The sequence below is a fragment of the Bacillus sp. FAU18 genome (genome assembly GCF_056033885.1).
In genome coordinates, this window is the sequence record NZ_JBVYHZ010000004.1 from 460,970 (window position 1) to 478,334 (window position 17,365).

15 protein-coding genes and 1 riboswitch are annotated in these 17,365 nt (G+C 45.7%); of the genes, 13 read left to right on the top strand and 2 right to left on the bottom strand.

Going from position 1 to position 17,365, the window contains the following annotated elements:
- Positions 1-9 precede the first annotated feature (9 nt).
- Complete coding sequence (locus AC0OMU_RS13340) at positions 10-606, bottom strand: class I SAM-dependent methyltransferase (protein WP_172850795.1); 597 nt, start codon at positions 604-606, stop codon at positions 10-12.
- Between the two features lie 155 nt (positions 607-761).
- Between AC0OMU_RS13340 and AC0OMU_RS13345 the strand changes: the two genes are divergently transcribed.
- From AC0OMU_RS13345 to amj, 5 genes are all read left to right on the top strand, one after another.
- Complete coding sequence (locus AC0OMU_RS13345) at positions 762-1,622, top strand: SDR family oxidoreductase (RefSeq protein WP_042977133.1); 861 nt, start codon at positions 762-764, stop codon at positions 1,620-1,622.
- A gap of 15 nt (positions 1,623-1,637) precedes the next feature.
- Entirely contained in the window at positions 1,638-2,141 is a 504-nt protein-coding gene (lyxE, locus tag AC0OMU_RS13350) for a D-lyxose ketol-isomerase (RefSeq protein WP_322840144.1), read from the top strand.
- 88 nt (positions 2,142-2,229) lie between these two features.
- Positions 2,230-2,781: a GNAT family N-acetyltransferase gene (locus AC0OMU_RS13355; RefSeq protein WP_063336078.1), complete on the top strand. Its 552-nt coding sequence runs from the start codon at positions 2,230-2,232 to the stop codon at positions 2,779-2,781.
- Positions 2,782-2,858: 77 nt separating this feature from the next.
- Entirely contained in the window at positions 2,859-3,281 is a 423-nt protein-coding gene (locus AC0OMU_RS13360) for a pyridoxamine 5'-phosphate oxidase family protein (protein ID WP_003234396.1), read from the top strand.
- 505 nt (positions 3,282-3,786) lie between these two features.
- Entirely contained in the window at positions 3,787-4,596 is an 810-nt protein-coding gene (amj, locus tag AC0OMU_RS13365) for a lipid II flippase Amj (RefSeq protein WP_003234394.1), read from the top strand.
- A 44-nt stretch (positions 4,597-4,640) separates the two neighbouring features.
- On the opposite strand, the gene AC0OMU_RS13370 is transcribed toward amj, so the two are convergent.
- The gene (locus AC0OMU_RS13370) at positions 4,641-4,931 is read right to left on the bottom strand and encodes a DUF3817 domain-containing protein (RefSeq protein WP_015252794.1); all 291 of its coding nucleotides are present in this window, start codon (positions 4,929-4,931) and stop codon (positions 4,641-4,643) included.
- A 184-nt stretch (positions 4,932-5,115) separates the two neighbouring features.
- Here AC0OMU_RS13370 and lrpC point away from each other — a divergent pair, with 184 nt between their 5' ends.
- From lrpC to kimA, 8 genes are all read left to right on the top strand, one after another.
- Complete coding sequence (gene lrpC, locus AC0OMU_RS13375; protein ID WP_071581021.1) at positions 5,116-5,550, top strand: transcriptional regulator LrpC; 435 nt, start codon at positions 5,116-5,118, stop codon at positions 5,548-5,550.
- Between the two features lie 64 nt (positions 5,551-5,614).
- Positions 5,615-7,798 carry a DNA topoisomerase III gene (locus AC0OMU_RS13380; RefSeq protein ID WP_047182112.1) on the top strand — a complete coding sequence of 728 codons (2,184 nt, stop codon included), beginning with the start codon at positions 5,615-5,617 and terminating at the stop codon, positions 7,796-7,798.
- 202 nt (positions 7,799-8,000) lie between these two features.
- On the top strand, positions 8,001-9,089 hold the full coding sequence (locus AC0OMU_RS13385; protein ID WP_474241236.1) for a lipoprotein YdaJ: 1,089 nt from the start codon (positions 8,001-8,003) through the stop codon (positions 9,087-9,089).
- Positions 9,070-9,921 (top strand): cyclic-di-GMP receptor EpsK, encoded by an 852-nt coding sequence (gene epsK / locus AC0OMU_RS13390; RefSeq protein ID WP_015382803.1) that lies wholly within the window; start codon positions 9,070-9,072, stop codon positions 9,919-9,921. The genes AC0OMU_RS13385 and epsK overlap by 20 nt, the downstream gene beginning before the upstream one ends.
- 10 nt (positions 9,922-9,931) lie before the next feature.
- Positions 9,932-11,641, top strand: coding sequence for a DUF2334 domain-containing protein (locus tag AC0OMU_RS13395; protein ID WP_474241577.1), 1,710 nt, complete (start codon positions 9,932-9,934; stop codon positions 11,639-11,641).
- On the top strand, positions 11,634-12,896 hold the full coding sequence (locus tag AC0OMU_RS13400) for a glycosyltransferase family 2 protein (RefSeq protein ID WP_003246697.1): 1,263 nt from the start codon (positions 11,634-11,636) through the stop codon (positions 12,894-12,896). Before AC0OMU_RS13395 ends, AC0OMU_RS13400 begins: the two co-directional genes overlap by 8 nt.
- Positions 12,897-12,901: 5 nt before the next feature.
- The gene (locus tag AC0OMU_RS13405; protein WP_181218257.1) at positions 12,902-15,013 is read left to right on the top strand and encodes a cellulose biosynthesis cyclic di-GMP-binding regulatory protein BcsB; all 2,112 of its coding nucleotides are present in this window, start codon (positions 12,902-12,904) and stop codon (positions 15,011-15,013) included.
- 135 nt (positions 15,014-15,148) lie between these two features.
- A riboswitch (cyclic di-AMP (ydaO/yuaA leader) is annotated at positions 15,149-15,292 on the top strand.
- Positions 15,293-15,484: 192 nt separating this feature from the next.
- Positions 15,485-17,308, top strand: coding sequence for a potassium transporter KimA (kimA, locus tag AC0OMU_RS13410; RefSeq protein ID WP_181218265.1), 1,824 nt, complete (start codon positions 15,485-15,487; stop codon positions 17,306-17,308).
- Positions 17,309-17,365 lie beyond the last annotated feature (57 nt).

Genomic DNA, 17,365 nt, shown 5'->3' on the forward strand with positions numbered 1-17,365 from the left:
CCGCCCAATTTATGTGGCGGGCTTCTTTGCAGTTGCACAGACGGAAAGCTCAGGCTTAATGTTCTTAAATTGTATATCAATGTCTTCGAAGCCGGCTGCTTTAAAGTCAGCAATCATCTGTCTTCCAAATGATTTGGTTTTCTCAGGACTGGCATCCGCTTCCCGCGGCTGCATCGTAATGGCTGCTTTGCCGCCTGGCTTTAATGCCCGATAAATCTGTTTCATGCCTTTTGTTTGGTCATTCCAAATGGTGTAGTTGTTAACGGAAATCACTTTATCATAAAACGAGGCGGGGAGAGGAAATGTCTCGATGCTTCCTTGTATCAGGCGTACGCCCTTTGGTTTCACTCTGCGGGCGGCCAGTTTCAGCATGGCCTCTGACACATCAATCCCATGAAGATGAACATCCTTCTCGCGTTTCAGCATCTGCTGCATGCAGTATCCCGGGCCAAACCCGACTTCTAAAATGCTGTCCCCGCGCGTGATACCCAACTGATTGATTGTCCACTGATTCAGTGTTTGATTTTCAGCAGCCATGATGTACCCGGCAATCATGCCGATGACGCCCTTTGGCCTGCTGAATCTTCTAGAAAGCATGTTAATCATTCAGCAACCAACCCCCTTTTTGAGTTAATTTCCTCCCAGCGTTCCATGTGAAACATTTTTCTGATAAAGCAATGCGAAGGTGCCAAGCCATGTTTATCCAAAGAGTGTGTGAGGTACACAACAAATAGACATGAAAACAAAGGAGGAGAATCATCATGGCAAATTATCCAAAAGAACTGCCGGCACAAACTCAAAGTCGCCAGCCGGGAATTGAAAGCGAAATGAATCCAAGTCCGGTGTATGAGTACGAGGATTATAAAGGGGCAGACAAATTAAAAGGAAAAGTAGCTCTTATTACAGGCGGCGACAGCGGGATCGGACGCGCGGTTTCCGTCGCTTACGCAAAGGAAGGCGCAGACATCGCCATTGTGTATAAGGATGAGCATGAAGACGCTGAGGAGACGAAGAAACGTGTTGAACAAGAGGGCGTAAAATGCCTGCTGATTGCTGGTGACGTAGGTGAAGAGGAATTCTGCAATGAAGCGGTTGAAAAAACAGTCAAGGAACTAGGCGGCCTTGATATCCTTGTCAACAATGCAGGTGAACAGCATCCGAAAGAAAGCATCAAAGAGATTACGAGCGAACAGCTTCACCGCACATTCAAAACAAACTTTTATTCTCAATTTTATTTGACTAAAAAAGCAATTGATTACCTGAAACCAGGCAGCGCCATCATCAATACGACATCCATCAACCCGTACGTAGGGAACCCGACACTGATTGATTATACAGCTACAAAAGGGGCGATCAACGCCTTTACAAGAACAATGGCGCAGGCGCTTGTCAAAGACGGCATCCGTGTAAATGCAGTCGCGCCGGGTCCAATCTGGACGCCACTGATCCCAGCTACGTTCCCTGAAGAAACAGTTGCTCAATTTGGGCAAGATACGCCGATGGGCCGTCCTGGACAGCCTGTTGAGCACGTCGGCTGTTATGTGCTTCTGGCATCAGATGAGTCCTCTTACATGACAGGACAGACCCTGCATGTCAACGGCGGAAACTTTGTGACGACATAAGAGGGAGTGAGACATATGGGCATCACGAAAGAAGAAGTGAACAGCTACTATCAAAAAGCAGGGATTGTATTAACGGACGAGGAAGTAGACCAAATCCAGCTGATGGATTACGGCTTAGGAAAAGAAAGAAAAGTCGGGCTCCAGCTCTTCGTCTACGTCAATACAGACCGTTATTGCTCAAAGGAATTGGTGCTGTTTCCGGGACAGACTTGCCCGGAACACCGCCATCCGCCGGTCGACGGCCAGGAAGGCAAGCAGGAGACCTTCCGCTGCCGCTACGGAAAAGTGTATCTTTACGTAGAAGGAGAAAAAACGCCGCTTCCAAAAGTTCTCCCTCCTCAGGAAGACAGAGAACACTATACGGTCTGGCACGAAATTGAGCTAGAATCGGGCGGGCAATACACGATTCCACCAAACACAAAGCATTGGTTTCAGGCCGGGGAAGAAGGTGCTGTCGTGACGGAAATGTCATCGACGAGCACGGATAAACATGATATCTTTACCGATCCAAGAATATAAGGATGGGCTTAAACAGCCCATCCTATTTTTGTATTGAAAAAAACAGAATCATCGCTATAATGGGTAAAAAAGGAAAGAGGGCGAGGCAATGTTCACTTGCAAGGTAAATGAGCACATCACCATCCGATTATTGGAGCCGAATGATGCGGAGCGGCTTGCCGAACTCATTATCCAAAATCAGCAGCGGCTCAGCCAGTGGCTGTTTTTTGCGGAAAATCCAAGCAGCGCTGAAACGTATAGAGAAACACTCATTCCAGATTGGCGGCGGCAATATGCCGACCTGAATGGCATCGAAGCGGGGCTCCTTTATGACGGCAGCCTATGCGGCATGATCGGGCTGCATAACCTTGATCAAGTGAATCAAAAGGCGGAAATCGGATATTGGATTGCCAAAGAATTTGAAGGTAAAGGCATTATTACAGCTGCCTGCCGAAAACTCGTTACGTATGCTTTTGAAGAGCTTGGGCTGAATCGTGTGGCAATCTGTGCGGCAGTCGGAAACAAAAAAAGCAGAGCGATTCCGGAGCGGCTCGGGTTTCTAGAGGAAGGAAGGGCACGGGATGGCTTATACGTAAACGGAAGGCATCACGACCTCGTCTACTACAGTCTGTTAAAGCGTGAATGGGAAGGCGAAAAATAAAGAGCACACTTTCTTGTTTAAATCTTCCCCGGATGTGGAAAAGTAACAGCGGAGACGTTAAAAAGGAGTGATTCGAGATGAATCAGCAAGACATTAAACAAAAAGTGCTTGATGTTCTAGATCACCATAAAGTAGGTTCGCTCGCAACAGTTCAAAAGGGCAAACCGCATTCCCGCTACATGACTTTTTTCCATGACGGGCTGACGATTTACACACCGACAAGCAAGGAAACTCATAAAGCAGAAGAAATTGAGAACAACCCCAATGTCCACATTTTATTAGGCTATGATTGTGAAGGTTTTGGCGACGCATATGTCGAAGTTGCCGGAAAAGCCAAAATCAACAATTCGGCAGAACTCAAGGACAAAATATGGAGTTCCAAATTAGAGCGCTGGTTTGACGGCAAGGATGATCCGAATCTGGTGATTCTTGAAATTGAACCGGAGGATATCAGATTAATGAATGCCGGGGAGAAAACACCGGTCTCACTCGAACTATAAAAAATTTGTGTTTTCAGGGGCAATATGTTATTATGAATAGCTAGTAAGAAAAATAAGCAAATAAAAAAGAAAGTAAACTTCTTTTTTCTGTTTTGAGAGAGAAGCTTACCGCTTCCCAAGCAGCATAACCAGCTGCCCTTATTCTTTTCCTTCATAACAAATCGCCCCTAACGATGAGATGGAAAAAAGACTTTTTTGTTTTACAATTCACACCGGCGCGGCTTCGGAGCCGCAGTGACGATTGAGAGGTAGGGCTTTCGTTGTCTTGTGTTCAAGAAATTTCCATGGTGTTTACTTTCCAGAATGATTCTTCGGAACAATGCTTTATGAATCTAACCCGCCTGACTTGGCGGATGATATAATCTTTATTTGCGTATAGAAAAGAATAAGACAAACCGCCCGGCGTACGCCGGACGGTTTTTTTATTGCAAAAAACACATCGTACTGAAACCTCCTTGTCTTCTTTCTAGTCTTATCTCTAGGATGAAATTGGAGGAAAAATAACGTGCATGTCATTACAACACAAGTACTTTTTATTTTTTGTTTTTTATTGCTGATTCACTCGATAGAAACCTTAGCCTATGCCACAAGGCTTTCCGGGGCCCGCGTTGGATTTATTGCGTCCGCGCTTTCTCTGTTTAATGTCATGGTCATCGTATCCAGAATGTCGAACATGGTGCAGCAGCCCTTTACCGGGCATTTAATTGATGATGCTGGAAAAAACGCACTGGCGATTGTAGGGGAGCAGTTCCGCTTTTTAATTTTCGGATCGACAGTCGGCACCATTTTGGGCATTATCCTGCTCCCGTCTTTTGTCGCTCTTTTTTCACGGGCGATTATTCACTTGGCGGGCGGCGGCGGCTCCGTTTTTCAAGTTTTCCGAAAGGGATTCTCGAAACAAGGATTCAAAAATGCCCTTTCCTATTTGCGTCTGCCGTCTATTTCATATGTAAAAGGATTTCATATGCGCTTGATTCCGAAGCGTTTGTTTGTCATCAACATGCTGATTACATCGATTTATACAATTGGCGTGCTTTCGGCTTTATACGCAGGCCTTCTGGCGCCGGAGCGCAGTACGACAGCCGTCATGGCTTCGGGTTTGATCAACGGAATTGCGACGATGCTGCTGGCCATTTTTGTTGATCCTAAAGTATCCGTTCTAGCTGATGATGTGGCAAAAGGAAAACGAAGCTATATCTATTTAAAATGGACCTCTGTCACAATGGTCACATCAAGGGTGGCGGGCACACTCCTCGCCCAGCTCATGTTTATTCCAGGGGCCTACTATATCGCTTGGCTGACAAAGTGGTTTTAATAAAAAAGGCTGGATCATAAAAATCCAGCCTTTTTTGCGTTCCCTTATTTATATTTCCTTAATCCGCGGTCGTACAAAAAATTTCCGAATGGGACGAAAGCGGCGACGAAGCCGGCAGCTGACCATTTCAGCGGCCATTTGACAGAGAAGGTTGCATAAGCCAAGACAAGCAAATACAAAATGAACAACCCGCCATGAACCGAACCGACAATTGTCACCGCAAGCGGAAGGCCTGCCCAATATTTAAGCGGCATAGCGATGAACAACAGGATTAAGAGTGACATTCCTTCAATAAAACCCATCGTGCGAAGTCTTCCGATCGGCGTGTGCAGCATAAATCGCCCTCCTTGTGGACACGTTTTCATTTTATACTATAAACAATCCGGAGGGGCATATGACAGCTTTCAAAAAATGTTCGGAAAACATTCATTTTTACATGCCTTTTCTAGGGAACTGTACTTGTCATTTACAAAAATACCCGAGATAATGTGTACAAAATCAAAAAAGAAGGATGTTGAAATGAAACTTGACCAGATTGATCTGAATATCATTGAGGAGCTGAAGAAGGACAGCCGTTTGTCGATGAGGGAATTAGGCAGAAAAATTAAACTGTCGCCTCCATCTGTAACAGAACGGGTAAGACAGCTTGAATCGTTTGGCATCATCAAGCAATACACGCTGGAGGTCGACCAGAAAAAACTTGGGCTTCCTGTTTCCTGCATTGTGGAAGCAACCGTTAAAAACGCGGATTATGAGCGGTTCAAAAGCTATATTCAAACATTGACGAATATTGAATTTTGCTACCGGATTGCGGGTGCAGCCTGCTATATGCTGAAAATCAATGCCGAAAGCCTCGAAGCGGTAGAAGATTTCATTAACAAAACATCGCCCTACGCGCAAACCGTCACTCACGTCATTTTCTCAGAAATTGACACGAAAAACGGGCGCGGTTAGAGAGTGCCGCGTGAAGTCTGTTATAATAACAGGATGAGTGTGAAAGAAAGAGAAGTGATCAAGCATGTCAAAAACAGTTGTATTAGCTGAAAAACCTTCAGTCGGCCGGGATTTAGCCCGGGTGCTGAAGTGCCATAAAAAAGGAAACGGTTATCTCGAAGGCGATCAATATATTGTGACCTGGGCTTTAGGCCATTTGGTGACGCTTGCTGATCCGGAAGGCTACGGAAAAGAATTTCAATCTTGGCGCTTAGAGGATCTGCCGATTATCCCAGAACCCTTGAAGCTTGTGGTGATAAAAAAAACCGGAAAGCAGTTCAATGCAGTCAAATCCCAGCTTACCCGTAAAGACGTCAATCAGATTGTCATCGCGACTGACGCAGGCCGGGAAGGTGAGCTTGTTGCGCGCTGGATCATTGAGAAAGCGAATGTCCGAAAACCAATCAAGCGGCTGTGGATTTCATCAGTGACGGATAAAGCGATCAAGGAAGGTTTTCAAAAGCTGCGCAGCGGCAAAGAATATGAAAACCTGTACCATTCTGCCGTCGCCAGAGCGGAAGCGGATTGGATTGTGGGGATCAATGCCACCCGTGCACTTACCACAAAATTCAATGCCCAGCTCTCATGCGGGCGTGTGCAGACTCCGACGCTTGCCATGATTGCAAAGCGCGAGGCAGACATTCAAGCGTTTACTCCCGTTCCATATTACGGCATCCGTGCTGCAGTCGACGGCATGACGCTGACGTGGCAGGATAAGAAATCAAAGCAGACGAGAACGTTCAATCAAGATGTAACAAGCCGTTTGCTAAAAAATCTCCAAGGAAAGCAAGCGGTCGTAGCTGAGCTGAAAAAAACAGCGAAAAAAAGCTTTGCGCCTGCGCTTTATGATTTAACGGAGCTGCAGCGTGACGCCCACAAGCGCTTCGGTTTTTCTGCTAAAGAAACGCTTTCTGTACTGCAGAAGCTATATGAGCAGCATAAGCTCGTCACATATCCGCGGACGGACTCTAGATTTTTATCCAGTGACATCGTCCCGACGTTAAAAGACCGTCTGGAAGGCATGGAAGTAAAACCGTATGCCCAATATGTCAGCCAAATTAAAAAACGCGGCATTAAATCTCATAAAGGATATGTCAATGACGCGAAGGTGTCAGACCACCACGCGATTATCCCGACCGAAGAGCCGCTCGTTCTCAGCAGTCTGAGTGATAAAGAACGAAAGCTGTATGACCTGATTGCGAAACGTTTCCTGGCTGTATTAATGCCTGCATTCGAATATGAGGAAACAAAGGTCATCGCAGAAATCGGCGGAGAAACCTTTACGGCGAAAGGCAAAACCGTGCAGTCGCAAGGGTGGAAAGCCGTTTATGATATGGCGGATGAGGATGATGAGCAGGAGGATGACAGAGATCAGACACTTCCTGCGCTTCAAAAAGGCGACACACTTGCCGTCCGCACGTTAACGGAAACAAGCGGCCAAACGAAGCCGCCTTCCCGCTTTAATGAAGGGACCTTGCTGTCAGCGATGGAAAACCCAAGCGCATTTATGCAGGGAGAAGAAAAAGGCCTCGTCAAAACGCTTGGAGAAACAGGCGGCCTCGGCACGGTGGCAACGCGTGCCGACATTATTGAAAAACTGTTCAACAGCTTTTTAATCGAGAAAAAAAACCAAGATATTTTTATCACTTCTAAAGGAAAACAGCTCCTGCAGCTTGTTCCGGAGGATCTGAAATCACCGGCCTTAACAGCAGAATGGGAGCAAAAGCTGTCTGCGATCGCGGCCGGCAAATTGAAATCGGCTGTTTTTATTAAAGATATGAAGGCTTACGCTCACCAAACGGTAAAAGAAATCAAAAACAGCAGCCAAACCTTCCGACATGACAACATCACGGGAACGGCATGTCCGGAATGCGGCAAAATGATGCTGAAAGTAAACGGCAAACGCGGGACGATGCTCGTGTGCCAAGATCGTGAATGCGGAAGCAGAAAAACGATTGCCCGAAAAACAAACGCACGCTGCCCGAACTGCCATAAACGAATGGAGCTTCGCGGCCAAGGCGAGGGCCAAACCTTTGCGTGTGTGTGCGGTCACCGTGAAAAGCTCTCTGTATTTGAAAAACGAAAAAACAAAGACAAAGCGCGTGCTACCAAACGGGACGTATCCTCTTATATGAAAAAACAAAATAAAGATGAGCCGATTAACAATGCGCTGGCAGAACAGCTGAAAAAACTCGGTTTGGATAAATAATAAAAAAACCTGTGCCTATCGCACAGGTTTTTTTATTGGACTTAGGTCCTGTTTTCTTAATGTTCAAAAAGGGGAAAAAAAGCTAGCAATCTGCATTTTTTTCTTTTATAGTAAATGTACTTTGTAACATGGCAGTCATATTTTCGTCTATAACTATTTGTGAGCGTCTGATTTGCTTCAGGCGACAAAGGGGGATTTGCCTGTGAGGCATGTACTAATTGCTGTCATCTTATTCTTCTTATCTATCGGACTTTCCGCAGGGTGTGCTGAAGCTGGAAACAAGACCCAAAATCAGTCGGCGACAGAAGTGAACGCCATCCCGCTCCAGCCGGCGGAATATTTCATTTATCACAATTTAATGAATGACAAAGGGCTGATCAAAACCGATTTTTCAGACCAGCCTTCTTACTTGTCGGAATCTCTCGGCCTGTGGATGGAGTTTCTGCTCAGCAAAAATGACGCACCGCATTTCCAGGATCAATATCAGCATCTGACTGATTCATTTCTGATGAGCAATCACTTGGTGACGTGGAAGATTCAAAATGGCCAAGCGAGCGGGACGAATGCGCTGATAGATGATATGAGAATTATGCTGTCTCTTGACCAAGCCGCCGCAAAATGGGGCCGCAGCGACTACGCGCAAACGGCTAGGGATATCGGCACGTCTTTGAAGACATACAATATGAACAACGGGTTTTTTACAGACTTTTACGACTCACAGGCCGCTTCAAAGGATGTGACAATTTCATACGTCATGCCTGATGCCTTAGCTGTCTTAAAGAAGAATGGAATCATAGACGAAGAAACAGAACAGCGGAATGCCAATGTTCTCTATTCAGCTCCTTTAAAAAATGGCTTTCTGCCGAAGACATACAGCTCGGAGACGAAGGAATACACATATGATAGTGAAATCAACCTGATTGATCAGCTTTATGCTGCTTGGCATTTGCCGGAAGGGGATGAAAAAGCATCTGTTTTAGCGGACTGGATCAAGCAGGAATTTCAGAAAAACGGAAAGCTGTACGGGCGGTATTCGGCAGATATCAAGGAGCCTGCCGTCCAATATGAGTCTCCATCCGTATATGCCTTAGCCGCATTGTTTTTGACAAAACAGCATGAAAACAGTTATGTCATCAAAGCCATATATGACAGAATGAATGACTTTGAAATTCATGATCCGGTGAAATCGTATTATGGAGGCTATATGAGCGGCACTCAGACGCATTCATTTGACAATCTGCTGCCGCTGTTAGCCGAAAGGAAGCTTTTTAATGAAAATATCATTCAGTGAATCACAAAAATTATTTGCTTATTTTTCAGGGCTCATCGCGGCCCTGTCTTTGTTTATTTATTATGTGCCAGCCCAGCAATCAGAAGGTGCTCTGATCCTTTGCATCACATTTGTCGTCATCGCCGCAGGCATCTGGTTCGGCCCGATTTACGCGCTGGCAGTGACCTTAATCGTACTCTTTGTTCTCGGCACCTTAATGATGTTTTTCCAGACTGGACAGACATCGCTCTTTCCGGCTGAGGAAGGGCTGCGAATGCTTGTCGTGTGGGGAATCGCGCTTTTGCTGTTTTCTTTTATTTCTGGAAGAATCCACGATATTACAGCAGAGCTTCGGCGCTCAATGACACGGCTTCAATCCGAAATTAAAAGCTATGTTGCTGTTGACAGAGTGACTGGTTTTGATAACAAGCAAAGGATGAAGCTGGAGCTTTCAGAAGAAATCAAGCGGGCGGAGCGCTACGGCAATTCTTTCGTTTTTTTGCTGCTGCATATGCATTATTTCAAAGAGTTTAAGTCTTTGTACGGTGAAAAAGAAACGGACCGCCTCTTCCAATATGTCAGTCAGCAAATCAGGACAAGCGTTCGGGAAACGGATAAGAAATTCCGTCCCTCTGACGAGCGTATCGGGATCGTGCTGACGCACACGCCTGCTGAACATATGCCGGCCGTTCTGACTAAGCTGAAGAAACAATTGGATACATATCAGCTGGAAAATGGAAAGTATGTGTCGCTTACGTTCCACGTTTGCTTTTTGCCTTACCGCAACGATATCAAAACAGCTGAACAATTTTTAGAAGAACTGGAAAACGAGATGATGATGAATGAACTATAAAGGGATCACACTGCTATGCGTCATGATGCTTCTATTTTTAGCTATTGCGTCTTTTCCCGTTTCTGCGCAAGCGAAAGATCAGGATGCCGGCATTCTCATCATCTATACAACCTTGGATGGCAAAGAGTCGTCACAAGTCAAAATGCTCGATTTGCTTGCGGGCCACTTTACATCCCATGTGACAGTCAAAAAAGATTCAGACGTTGAAGCGTCGGATTTCAAAGGGAAAGACCATGTGATTTATTACGGCCAAACGAAAAGAAAGCTCAGCAAAAAATTGCTGTCTCTTATCAGCGGCGTAAAAAAACCGGTTGTCGCCATTGGCTATAACGCAGGCCAAATCAGCCAATTTTCCTGGCTTTCATTAGCCCGCAAAGAAAATGTGTTTCAGGTTCACAGCAGGTCGGAAAAGGCCGATGTGTCTCTGGAAAGCGGGCTTAACGTGCTGAGTGTATCAGGCCTGAAAGGAACGGCGCTTTACACCTTCAAAGCCGATGACGGCACAACGCATTCTTTTATATGGAAAACAAAAAAAGGGAATGTGTACATTGGATTAACAAATTTGTTAAATGACAATTTAATCGTGGCGAAACAGCTCAGAGAAGCTTTCGGAGAGAAGGCGGGGACGACGTTATTGTATTTGCGTCTCGAGGATATCAGCCCGATGTCTGATGAAAAATTGCTGCTTCAAGCCGGTACATACCTGCATAAGCGGCATATTCCTTTTATCCTGGCGGTCATTCCGGTTTACTTGAATCCGGAAACAGGCGACAAAGTGTATTTGTCTGATCAACCGAAGATGGTCAAGGTGCTGAAAAAGCTGCAAAGCATGGGCGGCAGTATCATTGTTCACGGCTATACTCACGCTTATCGCTACAGTGAAACAGGAGAGGGCTTTGAATTTTGGGATGCAAAGGCGGATCAGCCGATTACATCCGGAAATGCCGAAGACCCCCCGTCCGTTTTGGAGAAAGAACAGGACTTCCCGAACGAACAAGCCTATCACAGCTATCTCGAACCATTTCGGGAAAAGGAAGAAACGTATACAAAACAAAAACTGACGCGTGCCATTGAGGATTTGACATCGTCGGGTCTTTACCCGCTGGCGTTTGAAGCGCCGCATTACACGATGTCCGATTATGGCTATCAAATCGCCTCGCAGTATTTTACAAGCATTTTCGGCCAGGTCCAGCTCAGCAGCACAACATGGAAAACATCCGGTGCACCTCCGTTTGTGACTGCTCCTTCGATGTTGCACGGAATGACGCTTTATCCGGAAACGATCGGTTTTGTCGACACATCAAAGCAAAACCCGCTCGGTGAGATGGAGGAGCACATCTCCCAGATGATTGATTTTGAAGGCGGAGTAGCCGGAGGATTTTATCACCCGTACCTTGGGATGAAATATCTGCCGGAGCTCGTTGATCAGATGGAACGCATTCCAGACAGTGAATGGCTTGATTTAAAGAAAACGAAACAAACCGTCAAAACAGACAAAGTGGAAATTCATACAAGCGGTGACGGAACGATTCAGGTGAAAAACGGCGTAAGCGCCATTGACGAGTTTTTCGATCATCACCGGCAAACCCCTCTTGAAAAGGCGTTATGGATTCTCTCCGCTGTTGTGCTCTTATTTGTCATCATGTTTGTCAGTTATACGTTTTACTTGAGAGCCACATTGAAAAAACGAATTTTTAAGGAGAGAAGAAGCCTTGGGTAATACGCTGTTCTTTATCTCGCTAAGTTTAATATGGGTGATGCTTCTCTACCACATGTTCCTCATGCAGGGCGGGTTCCGCCACTATATGACCTTCGAACGGAATATCCCGAAGTGGAGAGAAAACATGAAGGAATTGCCGAAGGTCAGCGTCCTCATCCCGGCGCATAACGAAGAGGTTGTGATTCGGCAGACGCTGAAGGCGATGGTCAACCTTTATTATCCGAAGGACCGGCTGGAGATTATCGTCGTTAATGATAATTCATCAGACCGGACGGGTGATATCGTCAATGAATTTTCCGAGAAATACGATTTCATCAAAATGGTGATTACGAAGCCGCCAAATGCAGGAAAAGGAAAATCCTCTGCACTTAACTCGGGTTTTGCCGAATCGAACGGCGATGTGATCTGTGTGTATGACGCCGACAACACGCCTGAGAAAATGGCCGTGTATTACCTCGTGCTCGGCCTGATGAATGACGAAAAGGCAGGCGCCGTGGTAGGAAAATTCCGCGTCATCAATGCAGCAAAGACGCTGCTGACAAGGTTTATTAATATCGAAACGATCTGTTTTCAGTGGATGGCCCAGGGAGGCAGATGGAAGTGGTTCAAAATCGCCACGATCCCAGGCACCAACTTCGCGATCCGCAGAAGCATTATCGAAAAGCTCGGAGGCTGGGATGACAAAGCGCTCGCTGAGGATACTGAGCTGACCATCCGGGTGTATAATCTCGGCTACCACATCCGCTTTTTCCCTGCCGCCATCACGTGGGAGCAGGAACCGGAAACATGGAAGGTATGGTGGCGCCAGCGCACCCGATGGGCGCGCGGCAATCAATATGTCGTGCTCAAATTTTTGGCGCAGTTTTTTAAGCTGAAACGAAAACGGATTATCTTTGATTTGTTTTATTTTTTCTTTACGTACTTCCTGTTTTTCTTTGGTGTGATCATGTCAAATGCGATTTTTGTAGTGAATTTGTTTTATGATCTGCATTTGTCTGTTGGATTTTTGGCAATGATTCTCTGGATTTTGGCGTTTTTCTTATTTATGACAGAGGTCATGATTACGTTGAGCATTGAAAAAACAGAAATGAACAAGCAAAACTTTTTTATCGTATTTCTCATGTACTTCACATACTCGCAGGCATGGATTGTGCTTGTTATCTACTCTTTATTCGTAGAAATCAAGCACCGTTTATTCAAGCAAGAGGTCAAATGGTACAAGACAGAACGATACAATCAACATAAAAGCGGGTGACCTTTTTGAAACAAATAATGATTTTTTTCACAAGCTTCATGCTGCTGGTGATGACTGGACAAACGGCTCTTGCCAAAGACGTACAGGTCAGCGGTTCGCTCCTCGGGAAAAGCAGCCAAGAACAAGCCAAACAGCAGGTGCTGACAAGCGAGCTGATTACACTGTATGGATCAAAAGACAGCGCAGAGCTGACGTATCAGATCCCGGCAGGCGCCTCTTCGGGCAATCAGCAATTGGTAATCGAATACGAGGCATCAAATCTTTTAATTTCTCCATCATCGTTAACGGCTGTCATTGATGATGAACCGGTCAAGACGTTAAAGCTTGATGGTGATTCCAAACGGAAAACAGTGAAGCTGAATCTGAATAAAAGCCAGTCTGCGCAAGGCTATCACAACGTTTCGCTGAAATTCTACGGCGTAATGAAAGAGGGCGTGTGCGTCAGACAGGATACATCAGGCAACTGGATCAAAATTTATCCGGACAGCCGGCTGACACTTGCTGACAGCAGTGAAGCGAAGGGAACGTCGCTGGACCATTATCCGTATCCTTTCGCCCAATCTGGAAATACAGCGGAAGAAACAGCCATCGTCATTCCGGATGACCCAAGTTCAGCAGAAATAGAAGCTGCTGTTAAAACAGAAGGCTATTTGAAAACGGTGGACAGCAGTGTCAGTATTGCGTATGTCACGGAATCTGAACTGAAAAAAATCGATAAGCCGACGATTGTTATCGGTGTGGACAAGCATTGGAACGGCAAAGTGAAAAAACTGTTGAAACAAGCCGGGCTACAGGCAAAAGGAGAAAACCTTCTGCTTGCGGAGCGAGTGCTGAAAGCAGAGGGCAAACAGCAGCCGGTTCTGTTTGCGCAAGCGGCGTCCGAGGACGCGCTCACTAAAAAAATCAGCGTGATGACAGATCAGACATATACAGGCCAGCTCAGCGGCGATACACTTTCAATCAGCAAGCTTCAGCAGACTGAAAAAAAAGAAAGCGATAAGCTGACCCTTGAGAATTTTGGAGCGGGCGATATCACAATTGGAGCCGACAAAACATCTTCAGCACATTATTTTTATCCGGCTTCGGCTGTTTTAGATGAAAACCAATCGGCGAAGCTGTCGCTTAAACTGAAAAAGTCTGAAACGATTCAAGCCTCAACGGCTGAAAACGAGTCAGCCTCTCAGGCCGCAGAACTGAAAGTGATGATCAACGGCCAGCCGCACTCGGTCCGACTTGATGAATTAGGAAAAGAAGATAAAAACGGATTCTATCATGTCACAGTGAAAGTGGACCCTAAGCTGCTGCAAAAAAACCGCTACATTGATATTCAGTTCGTCACGACCGGTTTAAAGGAAAACAACCCTTGCAACACCACTGATGAAGAAAAGTGGGTTTTTATCGATAAAAACAGTACATTATCATACGCCATCAAAGGCATGTCTCCGTCAGCGGATTTTCAAGAGTGGCCGCTGCCTTACGCCGGAAACCAGGATCAAACAACGTTAATCGTGCTTCCTGACACCGTAAGCCAATCGAAGCTAGAGGAGCTTTCTCTCGTAACGGAATCCTTTGGCAGCGAAGCACAGCATTCATATACGGTAAAGAAATCATCTGACGTTACAGCAAAGGATGCGAAAGGACGAAACCTCATTTTCATAGGGGGGATCAATCAATTTTCTCTTCTGAAGGAGAAATCATCAGATCTGCTTGTGCCGCAGGAAAAGAACGGCTCGTTTGATGTATCTGGTTTCGAGATGCTGAATGAGACGACAAAACAAGTGGTATTTACCCAAGCATCGGTTTGGGATTCACGCTATACAATGGCTGTCTTTGCACCGTCAAAAGGAGATGGCACGGCTGTCACAAAAGAGATCATCAGTTATCTGAACAGCAACGATGAGTCGGCAACCGTCCTTAATGAAACAAATAGCCAGCAGGTGTTTACAAACCACCAGCAGCTCAAATCGGAAACAAACAGTTCCGACGCAGAACAATCAACACAGGATCATAGCCAGAAATGGATGTATATTGGTGTGCTGGCACTCATTATGGTGATTGCGGCAGTATTCATTTGGATTGCTGTAAGACGCAGAAAAAGAAAGACAGATACAGAATAAAACAGAGGCGATTTTAGCCTCTGTTTTTTTATTTTTGGTAAGTAAATTCCATTTGTGGAACCTGTCATTTTATTTTTTTCTCTCAGCCAATAAGCCTCTTTACAACGTGCGGGAACGGGAGTATGATCTCTTTTAGAAAACAAATCGCTTAATCTGAAATCAGAGCGGGGGACCCAATAGAACGGCTTTTTGCCGTTGGGGTGAATCCTTTTTAGGTAGGGCTAACTCTCATATGCCCGAATCCGTCAGCTAACCTCGTAAGCGTTCGTGAGAGGAGATGAATGAAACCTGTGTTCGATGTTATGGCACAGGGGCATCCGTTTGCCTCTGTGTTTTTTGTTGTTCATTTTTGAATGCAAATCGCATACAGAGACATCATAGCAGAAAGGACTATCATCAACATGTGAGAGCAAGACACTGATGTTTTATTGTTTTAATTGAAAAATGAGAAATTAAAAGGGGAAGACATCGATGTATCATTCAATCAAACGTTTTTTGATTGGGAAACCACTAAAATCCCAAGCAGCTGGAGAGCAAAAACTGACGAAATTAAAAGCCTTGGCTATGCTTTCCTCAGATGCGCTGTCATCTGTCGCATATGGGACAGAACAAATTCTAATCATTTTGGCAACAATCAGTGCTGCCGCATTTTGGTACTCCATTCCGATTGCGGTTGGCGTTCTCATCTTGCTGCTCGCACTGATTCTTTCATACAGGCAAATTATTTACGCTTATCCGCAGGGCGGCGGGGCGTATGTCGTTTCTAAAGAAAATCTCGGTGAAAAACCGGGATTGATTGCGGGCGGTTCATTGCTTGTTGATTATATTTTAACAGTAGCGGTAAGTATTTCCGCAGGCACGGACGCCATCACGTCAGCCTTTCCTGCATTGCATGATTATCATGTGCCGATCGCTATTTTTCTCGTGTTAGTGATTATGATTTTGAACCTGCGCGGGCTTTCGGAATCGGCATCCATACTTGCCTACCCGGTTTATCTGTTTGTGGTGGCGCTTTTGGTTCTCATTGCAGTCGGGTTGTTTAAACTCATGACAGGACAAATAGACCAACCAGCCCATCATACACCGCTCGGCACACCTGTAGCCGGCATAACGCTGTTTTTGCTGCTTAAGGCTTTTTCCTCCGGCTGCTCAGCATTGACCGGGGTTGAGGCCATTTCTAACGCGATTCCTGCATTCAAAAACCCGCCTGCGCGAAACGCGGCAAGAACGCTTGCGATGATGGGGATTTTGCTGGCGATTCTGTTTTCCGGCATCACGGTGCTCGCGTACGGGTATGGTACGGCGCCGAAGCCTGATGAAACAGTGGTTTCACAAATTGCGTCCGAAACCTTCGGGCGGAATGTGTTCTACTATGTCATCCAAGGTGTCACATCGCTTATTTTGGTTCTTGCGGCAAATACGGGATTTTCAGCCTTCCCGCAGCTTGCCTTCAACCTGGCGAGAGACCAGTATATGCCGCGAATGTTTACAGTCAGGGGCGACCGCTTAGGCTTCTCAAATGGGATTATCTTTTTAGGCTTTGCCTCCATTGTTCTCATTATCTTATTCGGAGGACAGACGGAGCACTTAATCCCGTTATATGCTGTGGGCGTATTTATTCCATTTACGCTTTCACAAACCGGCATGTGCATGAAATGGATCAAGCAAAAACCAAAAGGCTGGATCGGAAAAATGCTGATCAACTCCTGTGGCGCTCTGATCTCATTTATGGTTCTATCCATTCTGTTTGTGACGAAGTTTAATGTCGTATGGCCTGTGTTAATCTTTATGCCTATCGTCGTTTTGCTGTTTTTTGCGATTAAAAATCACTATACAGCGGTTGGCGAACAGCTTCGCATCGTAGACAAAGAGCCGGAAGAAATCAAAGGCACCGTTGTGATTGTGCCTGTGGCTGGTGTCACCACCGTCGTGCAAAAATCGATTCACTATGCGAAATCACTGTCCGATCAGGTGATCGCCGTTCACGTGTCATTTGACAGAGAACATGAAAAGAAATTCGAAAAACGCTGGGAAGAGCTTAATAACGGCGTGCGTCTCGTGACGCTTCACTCCTCTTACAGAAGCCTTGTCCATCCGTTTGATAAGTTTTTGGAAACAGTTGAGGCAAAAGCGAAGAAGGAGCAGTTTTCCGTTATGGTGCTGTTTCCGCAATTTATAACGAAAAAACGCTGGCACACCATCCTTCACAACCAATCGGCCTTCCTCCTCAGAGTCCGGCTGTTCTGGAAAAAGGACATAATGGTTGCCACACTGCCGTATCATTTTAAAAAGTAAAGCACTAGGACCAAGGGAATCACCTTGGTCCTTTTTTGTTGGAATGGGAGGTATGGC